General features: G+C 75.3%; 31 protein-coding genes. 12 read left to right on the forward strand and 19 right to left on the reverse strand.

What is annotated here, in order from left to right:
* The first annotated feature begins 97 nt into the window (after positions 1 to 97).
* Positions 98 to 463, forward strand: a complete 366-nt coding sequence (locus SH587_RS03885) for a hypothetical protein (RefSeq protein ID WP_320669251.1) — start codon at positions 98 to 100, stop codon at positions 461 to 463.
* A gap of 12 nt (positions 464 to 475) precedes the next feature.
* On the opposite strand, the gene SH587_RS03890 is transcribed toward SH587_RS03885, so the two are convergent.
* The 3 genes from SH587_RS03890 to SH587_RS03900 form a co-directional block, all read right to left on the reverse strand.
* Positions 476 to 1,561 (reverse strand): peptidase associated/transthyretin-like domain-containing protein, encoded by a 1,086-nt coding sequence (locus SH587_RS03890; RefSeq protein ID WP_320669252.1) that lies wholly within the window; start codon positions 1,559 to 1,561, stop codon positions 476 to 478.
* A 108-nt stretch (positions 1,562 to 1,669) separates the two neighbouring features.
* Positions 1,670 to 2,317 (reverse strand): dihydrofolate reductase family protein, encoded by a 648-nt coding sequence (locus SH587_RS03895; protein ID WP_320669253.1) that lies wholly within the window; start codon positions 2,315 to 2,317, stop codon positions 1,670 to 1,672.
* 82 nt (positions 2,318 to 2,399) lie between these two features.
* Positions 2,400 to 2,810 (reverse strand): Hsp15 family ribosome-associated heat shock protein, encoded by a 411-nt coding sequence (locus SH587_RS03900; RefSeq protein ID WP_320669254.1) that lies wholly within the window; start codon positions 2,808 to 2,810, stop codon positions 2,400 to 2,402.
* 91 nt (positions 2,811 to 2,901) lie between these two features.
* Here SH587_RS03900 and SH587_RS03905 point away from each other — a divergent pair, with 91 nt between their 5' ends.
* The 4 genes from SH587_RS03905 (at position 2,902) to SH587_RS03920 (ending at position 6,152) form a co-directional block, all read left to right on the forward strand.
* Positions 2,902 to 3,768, forward strand: coding sequence for an NAD-dependent protein deacetylase (locus tag SH587_RS03905; RefSeq protein WP_320669255.1), 867 nt, complete (start codon positions 2,902 to 2,904; stop codon positions 3,766 to 3,768).
* A gap of 88 nt (positions 3,769 to 3,856) precedes the next feature.
* The gene (locus SH587_RS03910; RefSeq protein WP_320669256.1) at positions 3,857 to 4,579 is read left to right on the forward strand and encodes an SRPBCC family protein; all 723 of its coding nucleotides are present in this window, start codon (positions 3,857 to 3,859) and stop codon (positions 4,577 to 4,579) included.
* Entirely contained in the window at positions 4,579 to 4,920 is a 342-nt protein-coding gene (locus SH587_RS03915) for a YciI family protein (protein WP_320669257.1), read from the forward strand. Before SH587_RS03910 ends, SH587_RS03915 begins: the two co-directional genes overlap by 1 nt.
* The gene (locus SH587_RS03920; RefSeq protein WP_375341729.1) at positions 4,917 to 6,152 is read left to right on the forward strand and encodes an RNA polymerase sigma factor; all 1,236 of its coding nucleotides are present in this window, start codon (positions 4,917 to 4,919) and stop codon (positions 6,150 to 6,152) included. The genes SH587_RS03915 and SH587_RS03920 overlap by 4 nt, the downstream gene beginning before the upstream one ends.
* Before the next feature lie 29 nt (positions 6,153 to 6,181).
* On the opposite strand, the gene SH587_RS03925 is transcribed toward SH587_RS03920, so the two are convergent.
* Both SH587_RS03925 and ybaK read right to left on the reverse strand, forming a co-directional pair.
* Complete coding sequence (locus SH587_RS03925; RefSeq protein WP_320669259.1) at positions 6,182 to 6,580, reverse strand: hypothetical protein; 399 nt, start codon at positions 6,578 to 6,580, stop codon at positions 6,182 to 6,184.
* A 57-nt stretch (positions 6,581 to 6,637) separates the two neighbouring features.
* The gene (gene ybaK, locus SH587_RS03930) at positions 6,638 to 7,102 is read right to left on the reverse strand and encodes a Cys-tRNA(Pro) deacylase (protein WP_320669260.1); all 465 of its coding nucleotides are present in this window, start codon (positions 7,100 to 7,102) and stop codon (positions 6,638 to 6,640) included.
* Positions 7,103 to 7,193: 91 nt separating this feature from the next.
* On the opposite strand from ybaK, the gene SH587_RS03935 reads away from it, so the two are divergent.
* Positions 7,194 to 7,556 carry a luciferase domain-containing protein gene (locus tag SH587_RS03935; protein ID WP_320669261.1) on the forward strand — a complete coding sequence of 121 codons (363 nt, stop codon included), beginning with the start codon at positions 7,194 to 7,196 and terminating at the stop codon, positions 7,554 to 7,556.
* A 10-nt stretch (positions 7,557 to 7,566) separates the two neighbouring features.
* On the opposite strand, the gene SH587_RS03940 is transcribed toward SH587_RS03935, so the two are convergent.
* Genes SH587_RS03940 through SH587_RS03955 form a run of 4 tightly spaced genes read right to left on the reverse strand, consistent with a single transcriptional unit; the run spans position 7,567 to position 12,034 of the window.
* Positions 7,567 to 8,922 carry a dihydrolipoamide acetyltransferase family protein gene (locus tag SH587_RS03940; protein WP_320669262.1) on the reverse strand — a complete coding sequence of 452 codons (1,356 nt, stop codon included), beginning with the start codon at positions 8,920 to 8,922 and terminating at the stop codon, positions 7,567 to 7,569.
* Positions 8,903 to 9,871, reverse strand: coding sequence for an alpha-ketoacid dehydrogenase subunit beta (locus tag SH587_RS03945; RefSeq protein WP_320669263.1), 969 nt, complete (start codon positions 9,869 to 9,871; stop codon positions 8,903 to 8,905). The genes SH587_RS03940 and SH587_RS03945 overlap by 20 nt, the downstream gene beginning before the upstream one ends.
* Positions 9,871 to 10,971 (reverse strand): thiamine pyrophosphate-dependent dehydrogenase E1 component subunit alpha, encoded by a 1,101-nt coding sequence (locus SH587_RS03950; protein ID WP_320669264.1) that lies wholly within the window; start codon positions 10,969 to 10,971, stop codon positions 9,871 to 9,873. The genes SH587_RS03945 and SH587_RS03950 overlap by 1 nt, the downstream gene beginning before the upstream one ends.
* A gap of 22 nt (positions 10,972 to 10,993) precedes the next feature.
* Entirely contained in the window at positions 10,994 to 12,034 is a 1,041-nt protein-coding gene (locus SH587_RS03955) for a Glu/Leu/Phe/Val dehydrogenase family protein (RefSeq protein ID WP_320669265.1), read from the reverse strand.
* Positions 12,035 to 12,167: 133 nt separating this feature from the next.
* On the opposite strand from SH587_RS03955, the gene SH587_RS03960 reads away from it, so the two are divergent.
* On the forward strand, positions 12,168 to 12,647 hold the full coding sequence (locus SH587_RS03960) for an Lrp/AsnC family transcriptional regulator (RefSeq protein WP_320669266.1): 480 nt from the start codon (positions 12,168 to 12,170) through the stop codon (positions 12,645 to 12,647).
* On the opposite strand, the gene SH587_RS03965 is transcribed toward SH587_RS03960, so the two are convergent.
* Positions 12,592 to 12,927 (reverse strand): acetolactate synthase small subunit, encoded by a 336-nt coding sequence (locus SH587_RS03965; protein WP_320669267.1) that lies wholly within the window; start codon positions 12,925 to 12,927, stop codon positions 12,592 to 12,594. The two genes, SH587_RS03960 and SH587_RS03965, sit on opposite strands and share 56 nt — an antisense overlap.
* Before the next feature lie 289 nt (positions 12,928 to 13,216).
* Here SH587_RS03965 and SH587_RS03970 point away from each other — a divergent pair, with 289 nt between their 5' ends.
* Both SH587_RS03970 and SH587_RS03975 read left to right on the forward strand, forming a co-directional pair.
* Positions 13,217 to 13,693 carry a hypothetical protein gene (locus SH587_RS03970; protein WP_320669268.1) on the forward strand — a complete coding sequence of 159 codons (477 nt, stop codon included), beginning with the start codon at positions 13,217 to 13,219 and terminating at the stop codon, positions 13,691 to 13,693.
* Positions 13,648 to 14,079: a hypothetical protein gene (locus SH587_RS03975; RefSeq protein ID WP_320669269.1), complete on the forward strand. Its 432-nt coding sequence runs from the start codon at positions 13,648 to 13,650 to the stop codon at positions 14,077 to 14,079. Before SH587_RS03970 ends, SH587_RS03975 begins: the two co-directional genes overlap by 46 nt.
* Here the strand turns inward: SH587_RS03975 and thpR are convergent.
* Both thpR and SH587_RS03985 read right to left on the reverse strand, forming a co-directional pair.
* The gene (gene thpR, locus SH587_RS03980; protein WP_320669270.1) at positions 14,046 to 14,624 is read right to left on the reverse strand and encodes an RNA 2',3'-cyclic phosphodiesterase; all 579 of its coding nucleotides are present in this window, start codon (positions 14,622 to 14,624) and stop codon (positions 14,046 to 14,048) included. The two genes, SH587_RS03975 and thpR, sit on opposite strands and share 34 nt — an antisense overlap.
* A 35-nt stretch (positions 14,625 to 14,659) precedes the next feature.
* Positions 14,660 to 15,070, reverse strand: a complete 411-nt coding sequence (locus SH587_RS03985) for a hypothetical protein (RefSeq protein WP_320669271.1) — start codon at positions 15,068 to 15,070, stop codon at positions 14,660 to 14,662.
* Positions 15,071 to 15,260: 190 nt separating this feature from the next.
* Between SH587_RS03985 and SH587_RS03990 the strand changes: the two genes are divergently transcribed.
* A complete protein-coding gene (locus tag SH587_RS03990) occupies positions 15,261 to 15,485 on the forward strand; it encodes a hypothetical protein (protein WP_320669272.1) in 225 nt (74 codons plus the stop codon).
* 58 nt (positions 15,486 to 15,543) lie between these two features.
* Positions 15,544 to 16,683 (forward strand): GTP pyrophosphokinase, encoded by a 1,140-nt coding sequence (locus SH587_RS03995; protein WP_320669273.1) that lies wholly within the window; start codon positions 15,544 to 15,546, stop codon positions 16,681 to 16,683.
* Between the two features lie 376 nt (positions 16,684 to 17,059).
* Here the strand turns inward: SH587_RS03995 and SH587_RS04000 are convergent, their stop codons facing one another.
* On the reverse strand, positions 17,060 to 17,557 hold the full coding sequence (locus tag SH587_RS04000; RefSeq protein ID WP_320669274.1) for a ferritin-like domain-containing protein: 498 nt from the start codon (positions 17,555 to 17,557) through the stop codon (positions 17,060 to 17,062).
* Positions 17,558 to 17,755: 198 nt separating this feature from the next.
* Entirely contained in the window at positions 17,756 to 17,941 is a 186-nt protein-coding gene (locus SH587_RS04005; RefSeq protein WP_320669275.1) for a hypothetical protein, read from the reverse strand.
* Positions 17,942 to 18,138: 197 nt separating this feature from the next.
* Here SH587_RS04005 and SH587_RS04010 point away from each other — a divergent pair, with 197 nt between their 5' ends.
* Positions 18,139 to 18,534 (forward strand): hypothetical protein, encoded by a 396-nt coding sequence (locus SH587_RS04010; protein WP_320669276.1) that lies wholly within the window; start codon positions 18,139 to 18,141, stop codon positions 18,532 to 18,534.
* Between the two features lie 161 nt (positions 18,535 to 18,695).
* On the opposite strand, the gene SH587_RS04015 is transcribed toward SH587_RS04010, so the two are convergent.
* From SH587_RS04015 to SH587_RS04035, 5 genes are all read right to left on the reverse strand, one after another.
* The gene (locus SH587_RS04015) at positions 18,696 to 21,170 is read right to left on the reverse strand and encodes a DEAD/DEAH box helicase (RefSeq protein WP_320669277.1); all 2,475 of its coding nucleotides are present in this window, start codon (positions 21,168 to 21,170) and stop codon (positions 18,696 to 18,698) included.
* Positions 21,167 to 21,658, reverse strand: coding sequence for a hypothetical protein (locus tag SH587_RS04020; protein WP_320669278.1), 492 nt, complete (start codon positions 21,656 to 21,658; stop codon positions 21,167 to 21,169). Before SH587_RS04020 ends, SH587_RS04015 begins: the two co-directional genes overlap by 4 nt.
* Before the next feature lie 7 nt (positions 21,659 to 21,665).
* Complete coding sequence (locus tag SH587_RS04025; protein ID WP_320669279.1) at positions 21,666 to 22,505, reverse strand: SDR family NAD(P)-dependent oxidoreductase; 840 nt, start codon at positions 22,503 to 22,505, stop codon at positions 21,666 to 21,668.
* Between the two features lie 8 nt (positions 22,506 to 22,513).
* On the reverse strand, positions 22,514 to 23,434 hold the full coding sequence (locus SH587_RS04030; RefSeq protein ID WP_320669280.1) for an ion transporter: 921 nt from the start codon (positions 23,432 to 23,434) through the stop codon (positions 22,514 to 22,516).
* Positions 23,435 to 23,591: 157 nt separating this feature from the next.
* The gene (locus tag SH587_RS04035; RefSeq protein ID WP_320669281.1) at positions 23,592 to 24,365 is read right to left on the reverse strand and encodes a hypothetical protein; all 774 of its coding nucleotides are present in this window, start codon (positions 24,363 to 24,365) and stop codon (positions 23,592 to 23,594) included.
* Positions 24,366 to 24,649 lie beyond the last annotated feature (284 nt).

A 24,649-nucleotide genomic window follows, 5' to 3' on the forward strand; every position in this document is an offset into this window, starting at 1 on the left:
AACGCGGCCACTGTAGGCGAAGAGCCGTCGGTGTGTCGAGTGGACGACGTCCGCGCTCTCGGTTGCAACACGCCAGCGGCTCCGTAAGGATGCGCGCATGCTCGACCGACGCCGTCTGCTCACCCCGCTGCTCGTGGCGGTTCTCGCCGCCGGCACCACGGGCGTGGCCGCGTCACCGGCGGCCGCCGCCGGTCAGCGGGCCTGCGGGACGATCACCGCCAAGAAGGGCAAGAAGCGCGTCCGGGCCGGCGTCTTCGCGCCCCGCACCGTCTCCTGCCGCTCGGCGAAGACGGTCGGCACGCGGTTCTTCCGCCACTGGAAGCCGTCGCGCGGCTCGGGGCAGTTCGCGGTCGGCGGCGGCTGGCGCTGCGCTGGCTCGCCGGGGGCGGCCCAGGGCTTCTGCCTGCGTGGGAAGCGCACCGTCTACATCACGACCAAGCGCCAGCGGGGGCGGTGGGTCTGAGCGCCGCGCCGTTCAGCGGCGCCGCAGCGCGAGCGTCCGCCGGGTGCTGGTGGACGCCGCCCCGGGCGTCGTCCAGGTGACGCTGATCGAGAGCTTGCGGCTGGTCCGGAGCAGGCGGCGGCCGGTCGCGTTGAGCCGCAGGCGCAGCCGTGCCGACGAGGCCTCGCGCACGCGCCCCTTGGCGATCGTGACGACGCGCGTCCGCGGCGCACGGCCATGTCGCGGCGCCGCCGTCCGCACCCGGGTGGTCACGGCGACGGTGCCCTTGCAAGCGCTGTCGGTGCACGTCACGGGGATCGCGAAGGCCCCCCGTGGCGAGACCGCCCCCGGCAGCCCGAGGACGACGTCCGGAAGCGTCGCGGGGGTCCGGGCCAGCAGTTCCGGCGGGACCATGCTCAGGAGCATGTCGCGTCCCTCGCCGTGGCCGCCCGGCGTGCTCGGCGAGCCGTACGACCCGTCGGGATGCTCGATCAGGTAGAGCCCGGCGGCGCAGAGCGTCTCGCGGGTGAAGCCGGCGAGCTCGAGTGGCACCGGGACCGGCGCGGCGCAGCCCTGGGTCACGTAGATCACGGCGACCATCTGCCAGGGCCACATGCCGACGCGCGGCGGACAGCCCGGGTAGTAGCCGTCGGGACGGGGGCCGTCGGTCCCGGCCACGAAGGTCCCGTCCGGATCGCACATGTCGTACTGGGGCCGGGGCGCGATCGTGACGATCACGTCCCGCACCACCTGGCCGGCGACGACCGTGACGGTCGTCGCCGTCTCGAAACTGGTCGCCCCGTTGGCCCAACCCTCGCGGTGCGACGTCCCGCCGTTGGCGTACAGCCGGTAGGTCCCCGCCGGCATCTCGAACGAGAACGAGCCATCGGGCTCCGTCAGCCCGCCCCACGAGCCCTCATGCTCCCCGGGGACGAACGCCACCGACGGGGTAGCGATCGGCTTCCCGTCGCTGCCCACGACGCGGCCGGTGACGGTGCCGCGGTCGCTTTCGACCGGCGGGTCGTCGGCCCGGACCGTCGCCGTTGGGAGCAGTCCGAGGACCGCCGCGACGAGCAGCGCTAGCAGGATCGGGGTGCGGCGGGTAGCGGTGAGGGACACGACGGGCTCCACGGACGAACGCGACCGTGCGCGCGACGGCCTCCCGGGACCCATCGTCCCACCGCCACCGGTCCTCGACGCGGCGACCGAGACCTGGACGAACGGCCCCTACCGCCGCACCCGGTACCGCACGTGCGTCACCGTCGGCGCCGGCAGCACCCGGTCGATCTCCATCCGCAGCATCGCCGGCGTCACGCCCTCGAACAGTCGCTCGCCGCCGCCCAGGATCTGCGGCACGACGTGCAGGTGGACCTCGTCGACCGCACCTGCGATCAGCAGCTGGTTGGCGATGCTGGCGCCGCCGGCCACGCGGATCCGGCGGTCGCCGGCGGCCTCGCGGGCCTGCTCCAGCGCGGCCTCCGGCCCCTCGGTGACGAAGTGGAAGGTGGTGCCGCCCTCCACCGTCAGCGGCTCGCGCGGGTAGTGGGTGACCACGAAGACCGGGACGTGGAACGGCGGGTTCGGCCCCCACCAGCCGGTCCACGGCTCGTCCTCGCGCCAGGGGCCGGGCCCGCCGCCGAACATCTGGCGGCCCATCACGTAGGCGCCGACGTCGCGGAACGTCTCGGCCACGACCTTCGCGTCCGGGTCGTCGACGGTCTCGGGGTCGACCGAATCGTCGAACGGCAGGTCGCGGGCGAACATCCAGCGGTGAAGGTCCTCGCCGCCGACGCCGAGCGGCGTCTCCGGGCTCTGGTCGGGACCGGCGACGTAGCCGTCGGCCGAGATCCCCAAGTCGATGAACACGCTGCTCATGTCTGCTCCTCCTGGTCGGGCGGGCCGCTCGGTCGGCGGTCCGCCGACAAAGACCGCGCCCGGCCCTGGAACTCATCGGCCGCTAGCGCGAACGCCGGTCCGGATCGCGTCCCCGCTCACGCTCCATCCGCCGCCGGTCGCGCTTCGTCGGCCGGCGTCCGAGGTCCGCCCCCAACGGGGCGGCCAGCCGTCGCTGCTCGGCCAGCCGCTCACGCTCGGCGCGGCTCTCCGGTCGCTCCTCGTAGAGCAGCGCCGCCTCGCTCGCGGGACCGCGCCGCTGGGCGGTGGCGCGGACGAGGACCACGAACCGCTGCTGGCCGACGGTGATCGTCAGCTCGTCGCCGGGTCCGACCAGCCGCGACGGCTTCAGCGGCTTGCCCTCCCGCTGCACGTGGCCGGCGCCGATCGCCTCGACGGCCAACGGCCGCGTCTTGAAGAACCGCGCGGCCCACAGCCAGCGGTCGATCCGGACCGGGTCGCTGGGGTCGGCCATCGGGGCCATCCTCGCATTTGGCCCGGCGCTGTCACGGAATTGGCACGAAGATCCGTTGTTCCGGCACAGGCGGGGCTGGCACCATCACCGCATGGCCACCGTCAGCACCTCCGAGACCGATCCCGCGGCCCCGTCCGGGGACGCCCTCGAGGCCCTGGCCGGACTGCTGGCGGCCGGTGATGCGCTGGTGCTGAGCGGGGCCGGGATGTCGACCGACTCCGGGATCCCCGACTACCGCGGCCCGGACGGCGAGCGTCGCGTGACGCCGATGCAGTACCGCGAGTTCGTGGCCAGCGCGGCGGCCCGGCAGCGCTACTGGGCCCGCGCCTACGTCGGCTGGCAGCGGTTCTCGAGCGTGCGGCCGAACCCCGCCCACGACGCGGTCGCGCGCCTCCAGCGGGCCGGGCGGATCGGGGCCGTGATCACCCAGAACGTCGACGGCCTGCACCAGCGGGCCGGCAGCGACGAGGTCGTCGAGTTGCACGGCTCGCTTGCCGACGTCGTCTGCCTGACCTGTCGCGACCGCAGCGACCGCGTGGCGCTCGACCGGCGGATGCGGGACGACAACCCCGGCTTCGTCGCCGCCGACCACGAGATCCGGCCGGACGGCGACGTCGCGCTGAACGATCTCGAGGTCGCTTCGTTCGTCGTCCCGCGCTGCCTGGTCTGCGGGTCCGACACGCTCAAGCCGGACGTCGTCTTCTTCGGCGAGTCGGTGCCGCGCGACCGGGTCGAGCGGTGCTTCGCGCTGACCGACGAGGCCCGCTCGCTGCTCGTGCTCGGGTCGTCGCTCAAGGTCTTCTCGGGCTACCGCTTCGTGCGGCGGGCGGCCGAGCGGGGGATCCCGGTCGCGATCGTCACCCGCGGACCGACGCGCGGCGACGGCGAGGCGACGATCCGGATCGACGGCGGTCTCGCGGACGTGCTGCCGCCGCTGGCCGATCGGCTGGTCGTCTGAGGCGGTTGTCGATTTCGTGATGACGCGGTTGTCGGAGAGGTAGAAGGGGCCGCCGCGGCGGCCCGATCCGACGACGGGAGCAACGACGATGCCCGAGCAGACCGACATCCGATGGGAGCAGGTGCTCCCCGGGACGCCCGACCAGGTGTGGCAGGCGATCACGCAGCGTGCCGACGGCTGGCTGTGGCCGATCGAGTACGAGCCGCGGGTCGGCGGCGCCGAGCGCGGCCTGACCTCGTCCGGCGGCACCGTGACGGCGTGGGAGCCGGGCCGGCACTTCCAGACCCGAGCGACCCGGCCCGACGGCTGGCACAACACGCTCGACTACCGGCTCGAGCCGGACCCGGGCGGGACCGCGGTGCGCTACCGGCACCTCTCGCTGCTGACGGCGGAGGAGCACGACGCCTGCGTCCGGCACACCGACTTCTACCGCCACGCCCTGACCACGTACGTGCGCGACTTCGCGGGACGCGTGCCCGCCTACGTGAGCGTCGAGGTGCCCGCGACGCTGGCCGACCTGCGGCGGGCGATCGGCGTCGACGAGGAGGCGCGGGTCGGCGACCAGGTGCGGGCGCCGCTGACCGGCGCGGCGCTCGACCTGCGGATCGACTACGTCGCCCCGGCCTTCCTCGGGCTGCGCGGCGACGACGCGCTGATCCGCTGCTTCGGCCGCGAGGCGTGGGGCGGCGGGCTCGGGATCACGCTCCACCTCTTCGCCCCCGGCGCCGACGCTCAGTCCGCGGCCGATGCCTGGCGGGCACTCGCCTCCACGACCACGACCACGACCACGACGACCACGGCGGTGGCCTGATGCCCCAGTACGCGATCATGATCTATGAGCGGGTGCCGCCCGCCGAGCTGCCGGCGGAGGTGATGGACGCCCACCGGGCGCTGCCGGGGCGGATCGCCGAGGCCGGCGGTCGCGAGGTCGCCGGCCTGGCCCTGGAGCCGCCGGAGACGGCCACGACGATCCGCGACGGGGTCATCACGGACGGCCCGTTCGTCGAGACCAAGGAGGTCCTCGGCGGCCTCTTCATCATCGAGGCGCGCGACCTCGACCACGCGCTCGAGCTGGCGCGGATGACCCCGATCATCGACGGCGCGGTCGAGGTCCGGCCGCTGCTCGGCTTCGAGGTCGCGGAGCGGTCCTGACCGCGGTCGCCGAAGCCGTCGCCGACGCGCACCGTCGCGAGTGGGCCGCCGTGCTCGCCGCGACGGTCCGCGTCACGCGCGATCTCGACGCCGCGGAGGAGGCGGTGCAGGACGCGTACGTCTCGGCACTGGCGGCGTGGGCGCGCGATGGCATCCCGGAGCGCCCCGGCGCGTGGCTGACGGTCGCGGCGCGGCGGACGGCGCTCAACGGGCTCCGCCGCGGGCGGACGCTGCGGGAGAAGCTGCCGCTGCTGATCGAGCCCGAGGCGCGCGCCGGGGCGGGGGAGGAGGGCACGCTGCCGGAGGACGACCCCTTCCCCGACGACCGGCTGCGACTGGTGTTCGTCTGCTGCCACCCGGCCCTGGCGCGCGAGGCCCAGGTGGCGCTTACCCTGCGGCTGGTCTGCGGGGTGGCGACGGCCGAGATCGCGCACGCCTTCCTCGTCGCCGAGCCGACGATGGCCGCGCGGCTGACGCGGGCGAAGAAGAAGATCGTCGCCGCGCGGATCCCGTTCGCGGTGCCCGGGCCGGACGACCGCCGGGCCCGGCTCGACGCGGTCCTGACCGTCGTCCACCTGCTCGCCGCCACCGGGCACGCGGCGCCGTCGGGCGAGGAGCTGGTGCGGATCGACCTGGCCGAGCGGGCGCTCGACCTGGCGCGGATGCTGCGGGCCCTCGTCCCCGACGACGGAGAGGTGGCCGGGCTGCTGGCGCTGCTCCTCGTCCACCACGCCCGGCGAGCGACCCGCACCGACGAGCGCGGTCGGCCGCAGCGGCTGGAGGACCAGGATCGCGGCGTCTGGGACCGGCCCGCGATCGAGGAGGCCGACCGGCTGATCGTGGCCAGCCTGCGGTCGGCACCGCCGGGACGGTTCGTGCTGCAGGCGGCGATCGCGGCGCTGCACGCGCAGGCGCCCCGCTACGACGAGACCGACTGGCCCCAGATCCTGACCCTCTACGACGAGCTGGCGCGGGTCTGGAGCTCGCCGGTGGTGCGGCTCAACCGTGCCGTGGCGGTGGCGATGGTCGACGGGCCACAGGCTGCGCTGGCCGAGGTCGAGGCGCTGGAGCGGGAGGGGCGGCTGGACGGCTACCGCTACCTGCCGTCGACCAAGGCCGAGCTGCTGCGGCGGCTCGGCCGCGACCGCGAGGCCGCCGACGCCTACCGCGCGGCGCTGGCGCTGACCGAGAACGCCGCCGAGCGCGAGTTCCTGGGGGAGCGGTTGGAGTAGGCGGTCCGGCGGACCTCCGGGCCCGCGCGTCAGGCGGCCTGGCCGCCGAGGATCCGGATGAAGCGCTCGATCCGGTGGCGCTCGTCGTCGGGCAGCGGGCCGGTCGCCTCGACGAGCAGCGTCATCGGGGCCCGCTTGGTCGCCCAGGCGCGCGCCTCGTCGCTGAAGCCGCCGGCGACCCAGATCAGGGCCAGGCCGTCGGCGTGCGCCATCACCGTCCGCTCCTGCTGCTCGGGCGTCGGCTCGGTCCGCACGACGGCGATCGCGGTGGCGTCGATCGCCCGGGCCACGGCGTCGATCGCGTCGAGGCCACCCTCGTCGACCAGCACCGCCACCTCGCCGTCGCGCAGCATGTCGGCCGCCCACGAGGCGGGCGTTCCGTTGAGGGCGGCGGGGACGGCGACGAGGCGGAAGAGCGGCGCGGGCACGGCTCCACGCTAGCGCGGGCGAGCGCCCGGGGAGGTCCCGACGGACGGACGGCCGCGTCAGTCCCGCGCCAACCGCCGCCGCTCGGCCCCGGTCAGCGCCACCAGGTCGTCCGGGGCCAGCTCGATCTCCAGCCCGCGGCGTCCGGCACTGACGGCGATCGTGCGGTGCTCGTCGGCGCTCTCGTCGAGCAGGGTCGGCAGCCGCCGCCGTTGACCGAGCGGGCTGATCCCGCCCGTCACGTAGCCGGTCAGCGACTCGGCGCGGCTCGGGTCGAGCATCGCCGTCCGCTTGCCGAGCGCCCGCAGGTCGAGCGTCGCCGAGACCGGCAGGACGCAGACCGTCGGCTGGTCGCCGCGCTGGACCAGCAGGGTCTTGAAGACGCGCGCCGGGTCCAGGCCCAGGGCCTCGGCCGCCTCCAGGCCGTACGAGGCGACCGCGGGATCGTGCTCGTACTCGTGGATCTCGAAGGCGATCCCGGCGGCGCGGGCGGCGCGGGTCGCGGGGGTCTCCTGGCCGGCCATCGTGCCCAGGATAGGCAACCGCCCTTGACTTCAACCGTGGTTGAAGGCTCATGGTGGTCGGCAGGCACCCGTCCCCCTCCGAGGAGCAGCGATGACCACCGCCCCGTCCCCGACCACCTCCGCCAGCGCCCGCATCACCGCCACCGTCGGCGACTGGCCCGGCGTCCACCACGGCCTCGGCGAGCGCGGCGAGCTGTCGTTCCGGCTCGGCCGCCGCGAGATCGGCCACCTGCACGGCGACCGCGTCGCCCACTTCGGCTTCCCCAAGGAGGTCGGGGCGGCCCTCCGCGCCGCTGGTCGCGTCGGCCCCCACCCGGTCGCGCCCCACAAGCCGGCCTGGGCCGCCCGCGCCCTGACCACGGCCGCCGACGTCGACGACGTGATCGCGCTGATGCGGCTCAACTACGACCGCGTCGTCGCCAAGCACGGCCTGCCCGACGGCGACCCGGTCTGATCGACGGCCCTCAGCCCCCGACGCCCTCCAGCCGCTTCCGCAGCGCGGTCAGGAACTGGGCGGCGTACATCCCGTCCAGCGCCCGGTGGTCCCAGCTCAGGCAGAGGTTGGCCATCGGGCGGATCGCGATGCTGTCGTTGCCGTCCTCGTCGGTCACCACCACCGGCCGCTTGACGATCGCCTCGAGGTCGAGGATCGCCACCTGCGGGACGTTGATCACCGGAGTGGCGATCAGCGCGCCGGCGGCGCCCGGGTTGGTGATCGTGAACGTCCCGCCGCGGACTTCGTCCGGCAGCAGCTGCTTGCCGCGGGCGCGGCCGGCCAGGTCCTTGATCCGGCGGCCGAGGCCCTCGGCGCTCAGGTCCTGGGCGTCGTGGATCACCGGCACGATCAGGCCGTCCTCGCCGAGCGAGACCGCGATCCCCAGGTGGACCCGGTCGTAGCCGGTCAACACGTCGCCGTCGAGCGTCGCGTTGAGGCCCGGGAAGTCGCGCAGGGCCGCGATCGCCTCGACCGCGATCAGCGGCAGCGCGGTCAGGCCGAGCGCCCGCCGCTGGCGTTCGATCCGCGACATGTCGCACTCGACGACCGTCGTGCAGTGGGCGGCGCTGTCGAGCGCGCGGCGCATCGCGGTCCCGATCGAGCGCCGCATCCGCGACATCGGCGTGACGGTGCCGCCGAGGTCGTCGGGCGGCGTCGCCGGGGCCGGGGCCGGGACAGGGGTCGTGCCCGCCGCGGAGGCGGGCTTCTGACGCGGTGAGGAGGAGCGCGGCTCCGCTCCCGCGACGGGCACGTTCGGGTCGTGGCGGTAGGGCGATTCGATGTGCATCGGCGGCTCGTCGCCCCCGACGCCGTCCTCGATCGCGCGCAGGACGTCGCCCTTCGTGACGCGGCCGTTGCGGCCGCTGCCGGTCACGGTCGCGACGTCGAGGCCGTGACCGGTCGCGATCCGCAGCGCCACCGGCGACGACCGCTGGAGCGCCTGCCGGCGGTCGCCGCCGTCCGCCACGACGGCCGTGACACTCTCGGCCGCGACCTCGTCGCGCGGGTCGGCGGGGTCGCTGGCCGGGGGCGCCTCGGCGGGCGCCGCGACGACCGCGCCCTCGGGCGCGATCCGGGCCAGCACGGTCCCGACGTCGACCGTCTCGCCAGCCTCGACCAGCAGCTCGATCACGGTCCCCGCGGCGGGCGAGGGGCACTCGCTCTCGACCTTGTCGGTCGAGATCTCGCAGATCGTCTCGTCGGCCGCGACCACGTCGCCGACCGCCACCCGCCAATCGACGATCGTGCCCTCGACGACCGAGGAGCCCATCGCGGGCATCACGACGTCGACGGCGGTGGCCAGGTCAGTAGGCGAGGAGCTCACGGGCGGCCTCCAGGATCCGGTCGGGAGTGGGCAGGACCGCCGGCTCCAGCGTCGGGCTGAAGGGGATCGGCGCGTCGGGGGTGGCGACCCGCCGCAGCGGGCCGTCGAGCTGGTCGAAGGCGCGGTCGGCGATCAGCGCCGCCACCTGGGCGCCGGCGGCGCAGGTCTCGTTCGCCTCGTCGACGATCAGCACCTTGTTGGTGCGGGCGACGCTCTCCAGGATCGCCTGCTCGTCGAGCGGCACCAGCGTCCGCAGGTCGAGCACCTCGACGTCGGCCTCGTCGGCCAGCCGCTCGGCGACGTCGAGCGCGGCGTGGACCATCGCCCCGTAGGTGACGATCGTCAGGTCGCGGCCGGGGCGCGCGATCCGGGCCGAGAACGGCGTCTCGTAGCGGCCCTCGGGGACCTCGCCCTTGACCCGCCGGTAGAGGTTCTTGTGCTCCAGGAAGCAGACCGGGTTGGGGTCGCGGATCGCTCCGATCAGCAGCCCCTTGGCGTCCTCCGGCGTCGACGGCGCCACCACCTTCAGGCCCGGCGCGTGCATGAACCAGGCCTCCGGGTTCTGGGAGTGGAAGGGGCCGCCGCCGAAGCCGCCGCCGGTCGGCAGCCGCACCACCATCGGCGTCGCCAGCCCGGTCCGGTAGTGCATCTTGCCGGCCACGTTCACCAGCTGGTCGAAGCCGCAGGCCACGAAGTCGGAGAACTGCATCTCGCAGACCGGCCGCAGCCCGGCGATCGCGGCGCCGACCGAGGTGCCGATGATCGCCGCCTCGGCGATCGGGGCGTCCTGGACGCGGTCGGGACCGAACTCCTCCTGGAGCCCGACCGTGGCCTTGAAGGCACCGCCGAAGGCTCCGATGTCCTCGCCGACCAGCAGCACCCGCTCGTCGGCCCGCATCTCCTCGCGGAGGCCGTCGGTGATCGCCTGCAGGTAGGTCATCCGGGCCATCAGGCGGCCTCGCGCTCGAAGCCGCTCCAGGGCGCGCGGCCGGCGCCCAGGCCCTGCGGATCGCCGACGCAGAAGACGTCGTCGGCCGCTCCGGCGGGATCCGGCATCGGGCTGGCGAGGGCGGCGGCGACCGCCTCGTCGACCCGCTCGGTCACCGTCCGCAGCAGGGCCTCGACGTCGACCCCGTGGGCGCCGGCGACCGTCGCGTGGGCGGCCAGCGGGTCGCGGTCGGCCCAGGCGCTCAGCAGCTCGGGGTCGACGTAGGAGGCGTCGTCGTGGGCGCCATGGCCGTGCATCCGCATGCTCTCGGCCTCGACCAGGGTCGGGCCGCCGCCGTCGAGCGCCCGCTCGCGCGCCCGCCGGACCGCGTCGAAGACCGCGCCGACGTCGTTGCCGTCGACCACCTCGGCCGGCATCGCGTAGGCCGCGGCCCGCTCGGCGGGACGGACCCGGAACTGGCGGGCGGTCGGGGTCGAGTAGGCGAGCTGGTTGTTCTCGCAGACGAAGACGACCGGGTCGCGGCGGACGCTGGCCCAGTTCATCGCCTCGTGCCAGTCCCCGCGCGAGGTGGCGCCGTCGCCGAAGAAGCTCAGCGCGCAGCGACGCTCGCCGCGGATCCGGAACGCCATCGCGACGCCGACCGCGACGACCATCATGTCGGGCAGCATCGAGACCGGCCCGACGACGCCCAGCCGGCGGTCACCGAAGTGGATGTTGCCCTCGCGGCCACGGCTGATCGCGTTCTCGCGCCCCAGGTAGTGGCGGAGCAGCTCGGTCAGGTCGGTGCCGCGGACGAGGTGCGCGCCGAGGTCGCGGATCAGCGGCGAGCAGACGACGTCGTCGGCGCCGAGCGCGTAGGTGGCGCCGACGCTGATCGCCTCCTGGCCGCGGCCGTCGTAGAACGACCCGGGGATCTTGCCCTGCTTGTACAGGCGCACTCCCCGCTCCTCGACGGCGCGGGTCAGCAGCAGCAGCTCGTGGAGCGCGGCGTGGTCGGCCGCCGTGAGGTGGGTCGGCGACGGCTCGTCGGCCGCGGGCCGGGCACCGGCGCTGCGACGGCGGCCGCTGCTGCGGGTGCGGCTGGGGGTGGCGGTGCTCATCTCGGGCTCCCGGGTGGCGCGGTCAGGCCGCGAGTCGGACGTCGGGCGTGGGGCGGGCGGCGGCGATCCGGGCGCGGGCGCGCTCGACCGCCTGGTCGAGCGGGGGGCGGTGGGCGCGGGCGGCGTCGTGGAGCACGCGCTCGACGCGGTCGCCGATCGCCAGCACCTCGGCCTCCAGACGGCTGGCCGACCAGCCGGCGCGGAGGGCGTGGATGTGGATCACGCCGCCGGCGTTGATCAGGAAGTCGGGGACGTACGCGATCCCGGCCCGCCGCAGGCCGTCGGCCAGCTCGGCGTCGGCCAGGACGTCGTTGGCGGCGCCGGCGATCGCCCGGCAGCGCAGCCGCGGCAGCGTCGCGCGGTCGATCACCCGCGCGGCCGCGCACGGCGCCAGCACGTCGCAGGGGGCGGTGACGATCTCGTCGGCGGTGACGACCGTGCCGCCGACCTCGGCCGCGACGTCGGCGGCCCGCTGCCCGTCGACGTCGGCGACCAGCACCCGGGCGCCGTCGCGGGCGACCCGCCGGGCCAGGTCGGCGCCGACGTGGCCGACGCCCTGGATCGCGACGGTCAGGCCCCCGAGGTCGTCGCGGCGGTCGAGCTGGCGGGCGGTCGCGCAGATCCCGGCCCAGACGCCGAGCGCGGTCCAGCCGGACGGGTCCTCCTGGTCGCAGGCGACGTCGGGCGCGACCCGGCCGACCTCGGCCAGGTCGGCGGTGGTGGTGCCCATGTCGACGCCGGGCAGGTAGGCGCCGCCGGTGCGGGCGACGAAGCGGCCGAAGGCCCGCATCAGCGCGGCGCGGTCGGCGATCGGTCCGTCGGCCACGATCACCGCCTTGCCGCCGCCGTAGGGCAGCTCGGCCGCGGCGTTCTTGAGCGTCATCGCGGCCGCCAGCCGGCGGGCCTCGGTGACGGCGTCGGCGTCGCTGGCGTAGGCCTTCAGTCGCACGCCGCCGAGCCCGGGGCCGAGCGTCGTGTCGTCGATCGCGATCACGGCCCGGAGCCCGGTGGCGCGGTCGTCGCAGAGGACGAGCTGTTCGGTGCCGGGGAAGACGGGTTCCATCGTGGTGCCAGTCAACCCCCGGCCCGCTCCCGCGAGCAAGCGGATTCCGGAGAACCGGCCCGACCGCGCAAGAAACAGAAGGCAGATGTCTCGTAGGTGGCGATCGGTTGCGTCGGAGCGCTACGGTGCGGCCATGCCCGATCTGCCCGAGCTGGACGACGTCGACCGCGAGCTGCTGGCCGCCCTCGAGCGGAACTCGCGCCGCCGGCTGGCCGACCTGGGCGAGCAGGTCAGCCTCTCGGCGCCGGCGGTCAAGCGGCGGATCGACCGGCTGGAGCGGCTGGGCGTGATCACCGGCTACACGGCCGTGATCGACCACGCGAAGCTCGGCTGGGGCCTGGAGGCGTTCACCGAGCTGCGGGTGATCGGGAACACCCGGCTCGAGGACATCGAGGCGGCGGCCCGTGACCTGCCGGAGGTCCAGCAGGTTTTCACGACGGCCGGCGATCCGGACGCGCTGGTGCGGCTGCGGGTGCAGGACATGACGCACCTGCGGCGGGCGATCGACCAGCTGCGCCGGAGCGGCCGCGTGACGGGGACGAAGACCCTGATGGTGCTCAGCACCTGGTCGCGAGCGGACCGGACGACCGATCCGGACGCGCGTCCCGCGTGAGTGGCGCGGCTCGCGGCGGGCCCAGCCGCGCCGCCGGGTCGTCGCCGGGCCAGGGGCCGGCGAGCGCGGCGCCGTGGACGTCGAGCACGCCGACCAGGCTCCGCAGCCGGTCGCCGACCAGTGCCACCCGCCCGGCCGGGCCGTCGAGGGTCAGCGTCGCCCGCGCCGGCCGGTAGTCGAGGGCCGCGATCGCGCAGCCGCGGGCCCGGCAGAGGACGACGATCCGCTGGAGCACGGTCGGCTCGCGAGGGTCGAGGGTCAGGTCGATGGTGTGGAACACGGCGTCTCCTCCGGTCCCGTCGAACGACCCGCCCGGCGTCGGCGCCGCCGGTCGTCCGCTCGCGGGACGACGGGCCTGCGCGCGGCGGCGCAGGCTCAGGCGGTAATGGTCAGGACGATGGCGGCGGCGAGCCGACCGCGGGTGCGGGCGGCGAGCGCGTCGGTGCGGGGGCGCCGGGCCATCGCCCGCCACCATAGCGGCCGCTGTCACGAAGTTGGCACGAGATCGGCGTCGAATCGGCGCGCTTCGCCCCTGGTTCCGTCACCGGTGCTCCCGGCACGATCCCGCCATGACCACCCGCCACGCCCCCCGTCCCCGGCCGACCGCGCGGGAGCACGACCAGCCCGCCGTCGACCGCCCGGCCGCGGGCCGCTCGGTCGGGTGGATCGCGGCGTCCGACATGGTCTTCCTCGCCGGCGAGCTGGTCGACCTGTCGATCGGGCAGCTGCGCACCTGGGCCCCGCGGCTGGCCGACGCGCTCGACGCCGAGCTGCTGGCCTCGAACGTCTGCGGCCAGTGGTTCACCGGTCCCTGCGGGCCCGGTGCGGCGCTCGAGGCGCTGGTCGGCGAGCAGCTGGTCGAGGCGCTCGAGGTCGGGGCCGACCCGCCGGCGGTGGCGGCGCTGAGCGCGCTCGCGGCCGCGGGCAGCGCGGCGGTCGCGGAGGACGCCGGGCGCGCCGCCGAGCGGTTGGTCGCCGGCGGCCTGTCGCGGCCGATCTGGTGGTCCCAGCTGCCGAGACCCGTCCGGTCCGCGCCGCGCGGCTGACCGCCGCCGGCCAGCCGGGCGTCCAGACGCTGGTGGTCGAGTTCGCCCGCGCCGTCGCGCCACCCCACTGCCTGGCGGCGGTCGTGATCCCGGAGCGCGGCGGCCCGGCCACGGCGCTGCACCTGACCGGCGCGCTCGACCGGCTCTGCGGCGAGATCGACGCGATCGGGGGCGAGCCGGTGATCGACGCCGCGCCGCTCACGCTGGCGGAGGCCCATGCGGCGCTCGCGGCGGCGATCGACCGCACCGAGCAGCGCGGCGATCCGCTGCTGACGCCGGCCTACGGCGAGGTCCGCGGCCTGGCCCAGCAGCGGCTGGCGCTGCTCGGGTCGGTGCTGGCCGCGTCCGACGATCAGGTCAGCGGCAGCCGCTCGAGCGGTTCGTAGCGGGCGCCGGAGGGCTCCAGGTGCGAGCGGTACAGGATCACGGCGTCGGGGACGAACGTGGCCGCCGGCGTGGCGGGCAGCGTCCGCCGGTCGGGCGCGGCGTCGGAGCGCATCCGGGCCAGCGTCAGGTGGGCGCGGAAGGGGCGCTCCTCACGCCAGCCGATCGCCCGTTCGAGCGCGGTGGCGATCGCGGCCTGCAGGTCGTCCAGCTCGCCGGCGTCGTCGTGGACCTCGGCGGCCAGCACCCGCGGGCGTCGCGGCGGCAGCCACAGCGGGCTGCCCAGCCGCAGCTGGGGGAGCGGCCGGCCGCCGCGCTCGGCGACGGCGGAGGCGAGGGCGTCGGCGATCGGGTCGATCTCGGCCACCGTCCGGGCGCCGAGGAAGGCCAGGGTGACGTGCAGCTGCTCGGCCGGCACCGGTCGCGTCCCCGGCGCCTGGCCACGGCGGTCACGGGTCCACGCCAGCAACGCCTCGCCGACGGCGGCCGGCGGGGCGAGGGCGACGAACAGCCGCTGTCCGGGACGACGTCCGCGCGGGCCGGCCATGCGCGGGACCGTAGCGGGCCCCGCGCCGGCAGCGGCTACGCGGCGGAGGCGGCGGTCGCCGGGCGACGACCGAGGACCAGCAGCACGAGGCCGGCGACGGCGAGCGAGATCGACGCGGCCAGGTCCAGGTACAGGCCCCAGCCCGGGTCGGCGATCGCGGCGGCGAAGGAGTCGCCGCTGACCGAGCCGATGTCGGCGATCGCGATCACGGCGCCGAGGACGCCGAGGACGAGCGCGGCGATCGCGGGCCAGCGGGCGGTGCCGCCGCGCCAGAGGAGCAGGCCGCCGGCGACGACGCCGAGGCCGATCAGGAGGGCGCCGTCGTTCGAGGTGCCGTGGGCGAGGGTCTTCGCGCCGACCACGACCCACGGGCCGAGACCGCCGACGATCATCAGCAGGGCGGAGCCGACGCCCCACCACTTCACGGAGGATGTTCGCGAGTTCATACGGCCACCGTAGGACGCCCGAGCGCGCGCGCAAACAACCTCTAGGGTGGTTCGCCTAACCCTGGGGAAGGCCTAGGGGTCATGCGGCGCCGACCAGATCGTGAGCGGCGGTTGAGCCGTCCTTGACGGTGGCGAACTAGCGTCCAGCGCAACCTTCCCCCGCCGGCGCCCGGCCCTGGCGCCGCCCCCGATGCTCGACCACGACCGCAACCACTGCCCGCAGTGCGGCGAGCGGGTGACCGCCTTCGCCGCCGGATGCTCGTACTGCGGGGCCACGCTCGATCAGCAGCGCTTCCGCCGCCGCGTCTCGCCCGGCGACCGGGTCCGCGGGTGGGCGCGGCGAGTGACCGACCGCTCGCCGCGGGCCGACGCGGACGAGGACGGCCGCGCCACCAGCTACCGGATGCGGCGCTGACGGGGGCGCCATCGCGCGCGCCACCCGACCGGCCCGCCTGCGAGGCTGGCTCGACCGGATGGCGACGACGATCGATCCAGCGCACGCGCGGCGGGCGCGGCAGCACTACGAGCTCCCCTCCTACCAGGCGTTCCTGCGGCGGCTGGGCGAGCGGCTGTCCGAGCACCTGCTGGAGCTGATCCGGGGCGTCGGGATCCCGCCCAGCCAGTACGACCTGGCGTGGCGGATCAAGTCGCCGTCGTCGTTCGAGCAGAAGGCCGGGATCGAGGATCCGGAGCACCCCGGGCGGCTGAAGTACCGGCTGCCGTGCGACGAGATCACCGACCAGCTGGCGCTGCGGGTGGTCTGCTTCCTGCCCGCCCAGGTCGAGGCGGTGGCGCAGGCGATCGGGGAGGACGACGGGCTGACCGTGCGCGAGCTGCGCAACAAGGGCTCGCGCAACGCGGAGGAGCGGCAGTTCGGCTATCAGAGCCTGCACGTGCTGGTCGATCCCGGGCGCTCGCTGGCGATCCCCGACCCGCCCAAGGACTACCGCGTCCCGCGGGTCGAGATCCAGCTCCGCACCCAGCTGCAGCACGTCTGGGCCGAGCTGGAGCACGCCTCGCGCTACAAGGGCGCCGCCGGCTCCCGGGTCTCGCGCAAGTTCGACCGCGCCGCCGCCCTGATCGAGATGGTCGACGAGCTGCTGCAGGAGATCGACGACGCCGCCGCCGGCGCGCCGGTCGCCGGACCGCCCGACCCGGCCGTCGCCCCGCCGTCCTCGGTCTCCGCCTCGCCGGGGGAGGGGCCGGCGCCCGCCGCTCCCGCCCGCCCGGTCGGCAACCGCCTGACCGCCCGGGCGCTGCGATCGCTGCTGGCCGAGCTGTTCCCCGACGCCCCGCCCAGCCGCGGCACCGGCAGCGAGGAGTGGATCCGCCGCCACGCGCTCGAGCTCGGCCTCGACACCGTCGAGGCGCTGCGGTCGACCGTCCGCAGCGTCGACCTGGCCGCGATCGACCGGACCTTCCGCGAGGGCGTCAGCTGGGAGCGCAACCAGGTCCGCTGCCTGGACGACGCGCTGCTGGTCGCCGTCGGCCGGCCCTACATCGAGCTGGCCGAGCGGCTGGTGCCTGAGGACGACGAGACCCAGCGCGACAAGCGCCCGCGGGTGCTCGGCTGGCGCTGGAAGACGCTGCGCGAAGCCGGCGTGGCCGACTGATCGGCCGGCCAGCCGACCCGCCCCGGCCACCGCGTCCGTCGGGAGCTGGCCACGGCTCTGGACGGGTGGTCAGCGGCGACGCGCCGAGAGGTGGACGGACGTCCTGTCGAGCTCCGGACCGTGTTCCAGCCCACAGAGAGAACGCTCAAGCCCGGGCCCCTCGGTGACGATGGACTGGGTGTGTCATCCCCCGATGCACATCCCCCCATCCCCACCACCATCGATCGGCCCACGGGCGAGGTCGTCGAGCGTGCGCTCGCCGGGCCCGTGCCCGGGGCGCTGCTGACGCGGCTCTTCGCCGAGCCGCTGGTCGGCGAGCCCGAGGTCGTGGCGGAGGACCGGCGCGTGGTGCCGGCCCCCAGCCCCGACGCCTCGGTCAGCTGAACTCGGCCAGGTAGCGCTCGAAGGTCCGCATGTGGCCTTCCTCGTCGCGCAGGATCTCGATCACCATGTCCTGCGTGGCCCAGTCGACCCCGTCGGTCGCCTCGATGATCCGGTTGTAGTGCGCGATCGCGCCGGCCTCGGCCTCGATCACGCCCTTGATCACCGACACGACGTCGGTCGGGTCGTCCTGCGGCTGCAGGAACGACTGGGCGCTCGGGAAGTCGGCCGAACCGGGCGGCGTCCCGTACAGCTCCTTGATCCGGGTCGCGAACCGGCGCGCGTGGCCGAGCTCCTCCTCGACGTCGGCGTCGAGGTCGTCGGCGACCTCCTTCGCGCGGATGCCGTCGAGGTTGGCGGCGTTGGCCAGGTAGTTCGTGACCGTCTCGAGCTCCATCCAGTAGGCCTCGGTCAGCAGGGCGACGATCTCCTCGCGCTTGCTGGCGTTGGCGTCGGAGAGGATTCCGGCCTGGGCGTGATGGGTAACAGCCATGGTGTGCTCCTTCGTAGGGGCGACTCCCGGCCACTATAACAAGTTCCTACAATTAACGTGGGACTTAGGACAGCCCAAATCGTCCCCTCGCCGGGGCGGCGAGCGGTCGGCGAGGGCACGGCCGGCAGCCCGGCGGCGAGCCGGGATGGGGTCGATCGGCGGGAAGGGCGAGCAGGCGGCGCCGTCGGCCGCCGGACCTCAGCGGTCGCCGTCGCGGGGTGCGTCGGCGCGGTCGCCGATCGCCTGCGTGGCGCGCCAGACGGCGAACTCGCCCTCCGACGTCAGCAGCCAGGCGCGCAGGTCGCGCTCGAAGCGCATCCAGCGACGGGCGCGGAAGCCCGCGCGGGGGAAGGCGTCCGGCTGGTGGAGCTCCCGCTGCTGCACATCCCCATCGTAGCGAAGGGCGGCCTAAGACCAACCCCTGAGGACGGAGAATCTTCGGGCGCCCTGGGCTGCGGCTCGGACACGGTGACCGACGAGCACGACGTTCGTTGAGAACCGGCCCGCCGAGGGCGGCTCGCGCCTGGCCCATCCGTCCACTCGGGGTCGCCGCGGGCGGCGGGAACGTCGATCACTGCCCCATGACCGGTCCGGAGGTGAACGACGAGACGCTGATCGTCCTCCGCGACCGCAGCGTGACCACCGCCGCGCCGACCGTCGACCGGCTGGTCGTCGGTCCGGCCGGGATCGTCGTGCTCGACGGCCGCGGCTACGCCGGCCGGCTCCGCGGCCACCGCTGGCGGCCCTGGCTGTCGGCCAGCGAGCGGGCCCGGATGACCGGCGGCCTGCTCTGCCAGGTCGACGCGGTGCGCGGCACCCTCGACGGCCTCGGCCTCGACGACGTGCCGGTGCGGGGCGTCCTGCTCGGCCGCCCCTGGGGCCGCCGCGTCCGCCGCCGGCTGCGCCGCTGGACCAGCGGTCCGCCGGTGCTCGACGCCGACGAGGTCCGCCAGGTGGCGCTGATCCTCGGGGTCTGAGCGGCCACGCCGCACGGGCAGGCCAACCGCCGCCGGCGCGTGAAGCGGCGTCATCCCACCCCTCCCTCCTCGAACTGGCTTCACTCCGCCGCGGTATGCGGGGCGGAATGACGCCAGTTCGCGGGGGCGGGGGCGGGCTGACGCCGCTTTGGCCGGCGGCCTCAACTGCCGCCGCGGGCCCGCAGCGCCCGCACCACGGCCAGGCTGACCGGCTCGACGTCGCGCGCCCGTCCGTCGACCACGGCGTCGATCAGCTCGCGCTTCTGGCGCAGGACCTCGCCCATCTCGCGGTCGACGCCGTCGGGCGCCAGCAGGTACCAGGCGGTCACGGCGTCGCGCTGGCCGATCCGGTGGCAGCGGTCCTCGGCCTGGTCGTGCATCGCCGGCGTCCAGTCCAGCTCCAGGAAGGCGACGTTCGAGGCCCGCGTCAAGGTGATGCCCTGGGCCGCGGCGCGCATCGAGCAGACGATCAGGTTCGCGCCCGCGTCGCCGGCCCGGCCGCGGGTGGCCGCGGCGCTCGCCAGGTCGACGACCGTCGGGTCGCCGCCCGCCGCCGCCCTGACACCGTCACGGTCGCCGGTACCGCCGAGGTCCCCGTCGACGCCGGGCTCGGCCCCCGGCGGCGCGGGCACGAACGGCACCCCGGCCGGCACCCCCGCCTGGAACCGCTGGACCGCCTCGTCGCGGGCCGCCGCGCCGTCGTCGCCGAGCACGTGGACCGCGCGCGGGAAGCGGTCCAGCAGCGCCTGCTGGACCTCGCGGTGCTGGGCGAAGACCACCAGCGGCTCGCCGTGGGCCAGGAAGTCGGCGACCCAGGTCAGCGCGCCGGCCAGCTTGCCGCGCGCCGACAGCCGCCGCAGGTGGTTCAGCCGCACCAGCTGCTCGGCCCGGATCGCCGCGGCCACCTGGGCGTCGATCTCGCGCAGGTCGAGCGGCTGGGTCCGCAGCCAGGCGATCACGTCGCGCTCGGCCAGCCGGTACTCCTCCAGGTTGTCGAGCGGCAGCGGCACCTCGACCTGGCGCTTGGCCGGCAGCTGCGGCAGCACGTCCGCCTTCAGCCGCCGCGCGTACCCGTGGGCCCGCAGGTGCCAGTGCAGCCGGTCGTGGCCCCAGTCGCCGTTGGCGGTCCGGAAGCGGCGCGCCAGCTCAGCCCCCGAGCCGAAGTCGCGCAGGCGGTCGATCAGCCGCAGCTGGCTGGTCAGCTCGCGCGGCTGGTTCAGCACCGGGGTGCCGGTCAGGGCCAGCTTCAGCCCGTCGGCGGGCACGGTCGCGGCCAGCCGCAGCGCGGCCTTCGTCCGCTTCGCCGTCGGCGCCTTGCAGTAGTGCGACTCGTCGAAGACGACCGCCCGCGCGGCCCGCGCCGTCAGCGCCTCCAGGTGGTCCTCGACGATCTCGTAGTTCAGCACCACCAGGTCGGCGGCGGCCGTCTCCGGCGCCAGCCACTGGGCCGGGTCGCGGCCGTGCAGCACGGCCACCGTCCGCTGCGGCAGCCAGCGCGCGGCCTCGCGCTGCCAGGTCAGCTTCATCCCCGCCGGGCAGACGACGACCGCCGGCAGCGTCCCGGCCGCCTCGATCGCGGCCAGCGCCTGGACCGTCTTGCCCAGGCCCTGCTCGTCGGCGAGGAAGGTCCGCCGCTGCCGCAGCACGTAGCGGACGCCGGCGTGCTGGAACGGCTGCAGCTCGCCGCCCAGCCGCAGCGGCTCGCCGGCCACCGTCCGCGTCAGCGGGTTGGCCCGGACCGCGGCCGAGAGCGCGATCGTCTCCGCCCGCTGGTCGCGCTGGACCCGCATCGTGGCCAGCTGGTCGCGGGCGGTGCCGGTGACCTGGATCCGCGGGTGCTCGGCGAGCAGCGCGTCGAGCTCGTCGACGATCGCCGGGTCGGCCGGGACGGCGATCGTCGAGGCCGGGTCGATCGGCTCGTCGCCGGGCCGGTACGAGGGCCGGTGGTGGGTCTCCAGCGACTCGGCCTCGGGCAGCAGCGCGAACCCGCGCTGGGCGCGGCCGCTCCAGCCGGGCAGCAGCTCCAGCCGCGGCTGGTCGTGCTGGTCGCGGCCCAGCCGCAGCGTGGCGGCGGCCGGCATCCGCCCGATCCGCAGCTCGGCGGCGGCCAGCATCACCGTCGCGTCGATGCTCAGCTCGGGCAGCCGGTCCATCGTCGCCACGCCGTCGGCGTCGAACGGCAGCAGGTGGACCCGCTCGGCCGGTGCGCGCGGGTCGGCCGAGGCCGCCGTCGACAGCTCCTCGCCGGCCGCGACCAGGCTCGCCGGCGGGGTCCCGTAGACCGTGGCGATCGCCAGCCGCGGGCCGCGGTCGGTCTCGCGGACCGTCGCCTCGCCCTGCCAGCCGGAGAGCCCGCTCAGCCACTCGGCCGCGGCGGCGTCGGTCCGCAGCTGGGCCTGCTCCAGCAACTCGCGGACGATCGCCGCCGCCCGCGCCGAGAGCGGGGCCCGCCAGCGCCGGTTCGACCAGTCGAAGTAGCGGCCGGGGATCCGCCGGACGGCGTCGTTCAGCGACCGCGGGACGTCGAGCACCAGCTCGGGCGCCCCGCCGCCGCGGGTCTCGATCGAGATCGGGAAGTCGTCCAGGGCGGCGATCCGTCGAGGGTAGGGGAGCGGGCGGCTCGCCCCGTCGCTCACCCGTCGCCGGCGGCCCAGAGCGCGGCGCTGTCCCGCTCGGCCTCGGCGTCGTGGGTGCGCTGGAAGTTGCGCCCGCCGCGGCCGAAGGTCGCCGCCACCGCGGCCGGGACCTCGTCCTCGGCGAAGCGGCGGTCGAGCCAGGCCGTCGGCCGCACGTGCGGCAGGTCGACGGCGGCCGAGGCCTCGGTGGCGTCGTAGTGCCAGGGGCCGCGGAGCCGCCCGAGCCGGTAGCCGCCGTCGCGGTCGCGGGTCCAGACGAAGGCCCCGACCGGCACGTCGGCGAACCGCCGCAGCCTCCGCGCCGCCCGTTCGCCGTGCTGGTCGGCGACGGCGGCCAGCGCGTCGTGGAGGTCGTCCGGAGTCGGCGACACGACGCCGCCGATCGCGCAGACCCCGCGCCCGATCGCGTGCTCGGCCCCGATCCCGGGCGCCAGCTCGAGCGTCCGCGAGCGCATCGGAGCGCGGAAGACGGGGTCGGGGTCGGGCATCGCGGGATCAGTCGTCGGAGCTGCTCTTCGGCGTCAGGGTCCGCGCCTTGTCCGAGCCCATCGCTCGCAGCACCAGCCACGGCGCGGCGCCGCGGAGGGCGGCGGCCAGCTCGTACTTGCGCGGCACGTAGCGCTCGGCCTTGCCCTTCAGCCCGGTCGCGACCACCGCCTCGGCCACCTGCTCCTGGGTGCCGAGGATGTACTTGCCGAAGCGGTGGTTGACCAGCTCGGTCTGGGGGAAGCCCTCGGTCGGCACGAAGCCGGGCAGGACGTTGCCGACGTGGACGCCGTAGGGCGCCTCCTCGGAGCGGAGGCCGTCGCTCCAGAGCGCCAGCGCGGCCTTCGACGCCGAGTAGGCCGCCGCGCCGGCGCGGCCGACCCGGGCCGCGGTCGAGGAGATGTTGACGATTGCGCTCGGGGCGGCGCTGCGCAGGTCGGGCAACAGCGCCTCGGTCAGCCGGACGACCGCGTCGAAGTTGATCTCCATCGTCTTGCGGACGTTCTCCCAGCCGCCGCGCTCCTCGCCGAAGCGGGCCCGGAAGCCGGCGCCGGCGTTGTTGACCAGCAGCGTCGGTGCGCCGTGGTGCTCGCGGACGTGGTCGCGGACCGCGTTCGGCGCGTCGTCGGCGGTCAGGTCGACGGCGACGTAGGTGATCGACCCCGCGGGCCGGCCGGCGCCCAGCTCCGCCGCCAGCTCGGCCAGCCGCTCGGCGCGGCGGGCGACGAGCACCAGCCGCGAGCCCGGCTCCTGGATCAGGCGCTTGGCGATCGCGACGCCGAAGCCGCTGGAGGCACCGGTGACGACGGCCACCAGCGGGCCGGCGGGACGGGACGCGGACGTGCTCATGCCGTGCATCACAGCGCATCGCGGGCTCCCTCGCGACCCCCGTCGCGCGCCGCGTCGCGGGCCAGGTCGGCGGCCAGCCGCACGCGCAGCTCGCCCCGCAGCTCCTCGAGCGTCGTCTTCAGCTCGTCGATCCGGTCCTCGACGGCGACGATCAGGTCGTCCTCGCGGCCGGCGGTCGCGGCCGCCGCCGCCCGCTCGCGGATCCGCTTCTCCTCGCGGTCCTGGGCCCGTGCCTCCTCCATCGAGCCGATCACGATCCCGATGAAGAGGTTGAAGACCAGGAACGACGCGACCAGCACGTACGACAGGTAGAAGAGCAGCGTCCAGTCACTGACCTCGCGTCCGGCGGCGATGTAGTCGGGCAGGTTCTCCAGCGTCAGCAGGACGAACATCGTCACCATCGCGCTGCCGATCGTGCCGAACTGCTCCGGGTCGTGGTCGTGGAAGATCACCCACCCGACCATCCCGTAGACGTAGATCAGCAGCGCGCTCATCACGGCCAGGCTGGCGACGCCGGGGACCGAGCGCAGGACCGCACCGAAGATCACCTGCAGGTCGGGGAGGAACCGGACCACGCGCACGATCCGGGCCAGCCGCAGCAGCCGCAGGAGGGTCGCGTTCTCGCGCAGGCCGGGCAGGAAGCTGGCGACGATCACCGCCAGGTCGAAGAGGTTCCAGCGGTTGCCGGCGAACCGCCGCAGCGTCGCCCGCGGCCCGGCGGGATCGAGCGAGGCCGTGATCCGCAGCAGCAGCTCGGCCACGAAGACGGCGAGGAAGACGTCGTTGAGGGTCCGCAGCAGCGGACCCTGGGCGTCGACGGCCGCGGGGTAGGTCTCGGCGCCGAGGACGAGGGCGTTGGCGACGATCACCACCAGGATCGCCGCGTCGAAGCGGGGAGAGGCGACGATCCGTCGCAGGCGCTCGATCATGCCCGCGGAATCGTGGCACACCGGCGCTCGTATGGCGCTTCTCCGCCGGTCGGGCGGGAGCCGGTCGAGCGCGGGGGAGGGAGGGAGGTCCGCGGGCGCCGTCCCGTGCGCCCGCGGTGCTGCTCCCGATCCGGCGCGGCGGCGCCGGGGACGTGCGCTACTTGGTCGTGGCCGGCTTCTTCTTCGCGCGGCTCTGGTCGACGACCGACTTCGCGGCCAGCGGCTGGGTCGCCTCGGCGCCCTTGGCCAGGCGGACGTGGACGACGAGCTTGTCGCCGACCTGCAGGTCGGCGGCCTCGTTGCGCTTGCCGTTGCCGTCGTTGTCGCGGGCGCGGATCCGGGCGTCGGCGATCGAGAAGTCGACCGTCTGGCCCTTGTAGTCGCGGGCGGCGCGGTTGCCGCTCTTGATCGTGACCGAGATCGTCTTGGCGCCGGCGTCGGACTTGGCCAGCGTGCCCTTGAAGATCAGGTTCCGCCGCGCCTTCTTCGGCGTGGTCGCGATCACCTGGCGGGCGACGAGGGTCGGGGCGTCCGCCGGGGCGCCGGCCGCCGGGGTCGTCTTGGTGGCGATCACGATCACGTGGTCGCCGACGCGGACGTCCTCGATCTCGCCGCGGGTGCCATCGCCGTCGTTGTCGGGGGCGACGATCCGGGCGCCATCGAGCGAGACGGTGACCGTCTCGCCGGCGCCGCGGCCGGCCTTGTTGCCGCCGTGGACGCTGAGGGTCAGGGTCTTCGCGCTCGCGTCGACGGCGGTCACCCCGCCGCTGACGACGACGGTTCGGCCGACCGGCCGCTTGCCGTGCTCGGGCTTGGTCGACGGGCCGTCCTCCGGCTTGCCGTGGCCCTTGCCGTGGTCGGCGAGGGCGACGGTCGGCAGCGCCAGGACGGCGACGCCGGCGACGGTGGCGATGGTGCGGGTGGGGGTCATGTGGTCCCTTCCGATCGGGGGATTCGGCACCGGGAACGCCGTCTCGCCGTCGGGGCGAGCACGGGGTGCCACTGCTTACAACGCGGCGGCGTGGCGAAGGTCAGGGACGATCGTCGGCGATCGTGATCAGCGGCCGGCGGACGCGGCGTCGTCGCCGGTCGCGGCCCGGCCGCCGCCCTTGACGCCGGCGCCGCTCGGACCGGAGGCGCCGTCGGCCACCGCGGCCTTGCCCTTGGCGGTCGCGGCCGCCGCCGCGCCGGCGCCGCCCCGGTCCGGCCCCGGCC

The sequence above is a fragment of the Patulibacter defluvii genome, from assembly GCF_034096925.1.
Classification (GTDB): domain Bacteria; phylum Actinomycetota; class Thermoleophilia; order Solirubrobacterales; family Solirubrobacteraceae; genus Patulibacter; species Patulibacter defluvii.

Coding starts and splice junctions, on each gene's coding strand:
- SH587_RS03885 (WP_320669251.1), top strand. CDS start 98: ATGCTCGACCGACGCCGTCTGCTCACCCCGCTGCTCGTGGCGGTTCTC.
- SH587_RS03895 (WP_320669253.1), bottom strand. CDS start 2,317: ATGAGCAGCGTGTTCATCGACTTGGGGATCTCGGCCGACGGCTACGTC.
- SH587_RS03900 (WP_320669254.1), bottom strand. CDS start 2,810: ATGGCCGACCCCAGCGACCCGGTCCGGATCGACCGCTGGCTGTGGGCC.
- SH587_RS03905 (WP_320669255.1), top strand. CDS start 2,902: ATGGCCACCGTCAGCACCTCCGAGACCGATCCCGCGGCCCCGTCCGGG.
- SH587_RS03910 (WP_320669256.1), top strand. CDS start 3,857: ATGCCCGAGCAGACCGACATCCGATGGGAGCAGGTGCTCCCCGGGACG.
- SH587_RS03915 (WP_320669257.1), top strand. CDS start 4,579: ATGCCCCAGTACGCGATCATGATCTATGAGCGGGTGCCGCCCGCCGAG.
- ybaK (WP_320669260.1), bottom strand. CDS start 7,102: ATGGCCGGCCAGGAGACCCCCGCGACCCGCGCCGCCCGCGCCGCCGGG.
- SH587_RS03935 (WP_320669261.1), top strand. CDS start 7,194: ATGACCACCGCCCCGTCCCCGACCACCTCCGCCAGCGCCCGCATCACC.
- SH587_RS03945 (WP_320669263.1), bottom strand. CDS start 9,871: ATGGCCCGGATGACCTACCTGCAGGCGATCACCGACGGCCTCCGCGAG.
- SH587_RS03950 (WP_320669264.1), bottom strand. CDS start 10,971: ATGAGCACCGCCACCCCCAGCCGCACCCGCAGCAGCGGCCGCCGTCGC.
- SH587_RS03955 (WP_320669265.1), bottom strand. CDS start 12,034: ATGGAACCCGTCTTCCCCGGCACCGAACAGCTCGTCCTCTGCGACGAC.
- SH587_RS03960 (WP_320669266.1), top strand. CDS start 12,168: ATGCCCGATCTGCCCGAGCTGGACGACGTCGACCGCGAGCTGCTGGCC.
- SH587_RS03970 (WP_320669268.1), top strand. CDS start 13,217: ATGACCACCCGCCACGCCCCCCGTCCCCGGCCGACCGCGCGGGAGCAC.
- thpR (WP_320669270.1), bottom strand. CDS start 14,624: ATGGCCGGCCCGCGCGGACGTCGTCCCGGACAGCGGCTGTTCGTCGCC.
- SH587_RS03985 (WP_320669271.1), bottom strand. CDS start 15,070: ATGAACTCGCGAACATCCTCCGTGAAGTGGTGGGGCGTCGGCTCCGCC.
- SH587_RS03990 (WP_320669272.1), top strand. CDS start 15,261: ATGCTCGACCACGACCGCAACCACTGCCCGCAGTGCGGCGAGCGGGTG.
- SH587_RS03995 (WP_320669273.1), top strand. CDS start 15,544: ATGGCGACGACGATCGATCCAGCGCACGCGCGGCGGGCGCGGCAGCAC.
- SH587_RS04000 (WP_320669274.1), bottom strand. CDS start 17,557: ATGGCTGTTACCCATCACGCCCAGGCCGGAATCCTCTCCGACGCCAAC.
- SH587_RS04010 (WP_320669276.1), top strand. CDS start 18,139: ATGACCGGTCCGGAGGTGAACGACGAGACGCTGATCGTCCTCCGCGAC.
- SH587_RS04020 (WP_320669278.1), bottom strand. CDS start 21,658: ATGCCCGACCCCGACCCCGTCTTCCGCGCTCCGATGCGCTCGCGGACG.
- SH587_RS04025 (WP_320669279.1), bottom strand. CDS start 22,505: ATGAGCACGTCCGCGTCCCGTCCCGCCGGCCCGCTGGTGGCCGTCGTC.
- SH587_RS04030 (WP_320669280.1), bottom strand. CDS start 23,434: ATGATCGAGCGCCTGCGACGGATCGTCGCCTCTCCCCGCTTCGACGCG.
- SH587_RS04035 (WP_320669281.1), bottom strand. CDS start 24,365: ATGACCCCCACCCGCACCATCGCCACCGTCGCCGGCGTCGCCGTCCTG.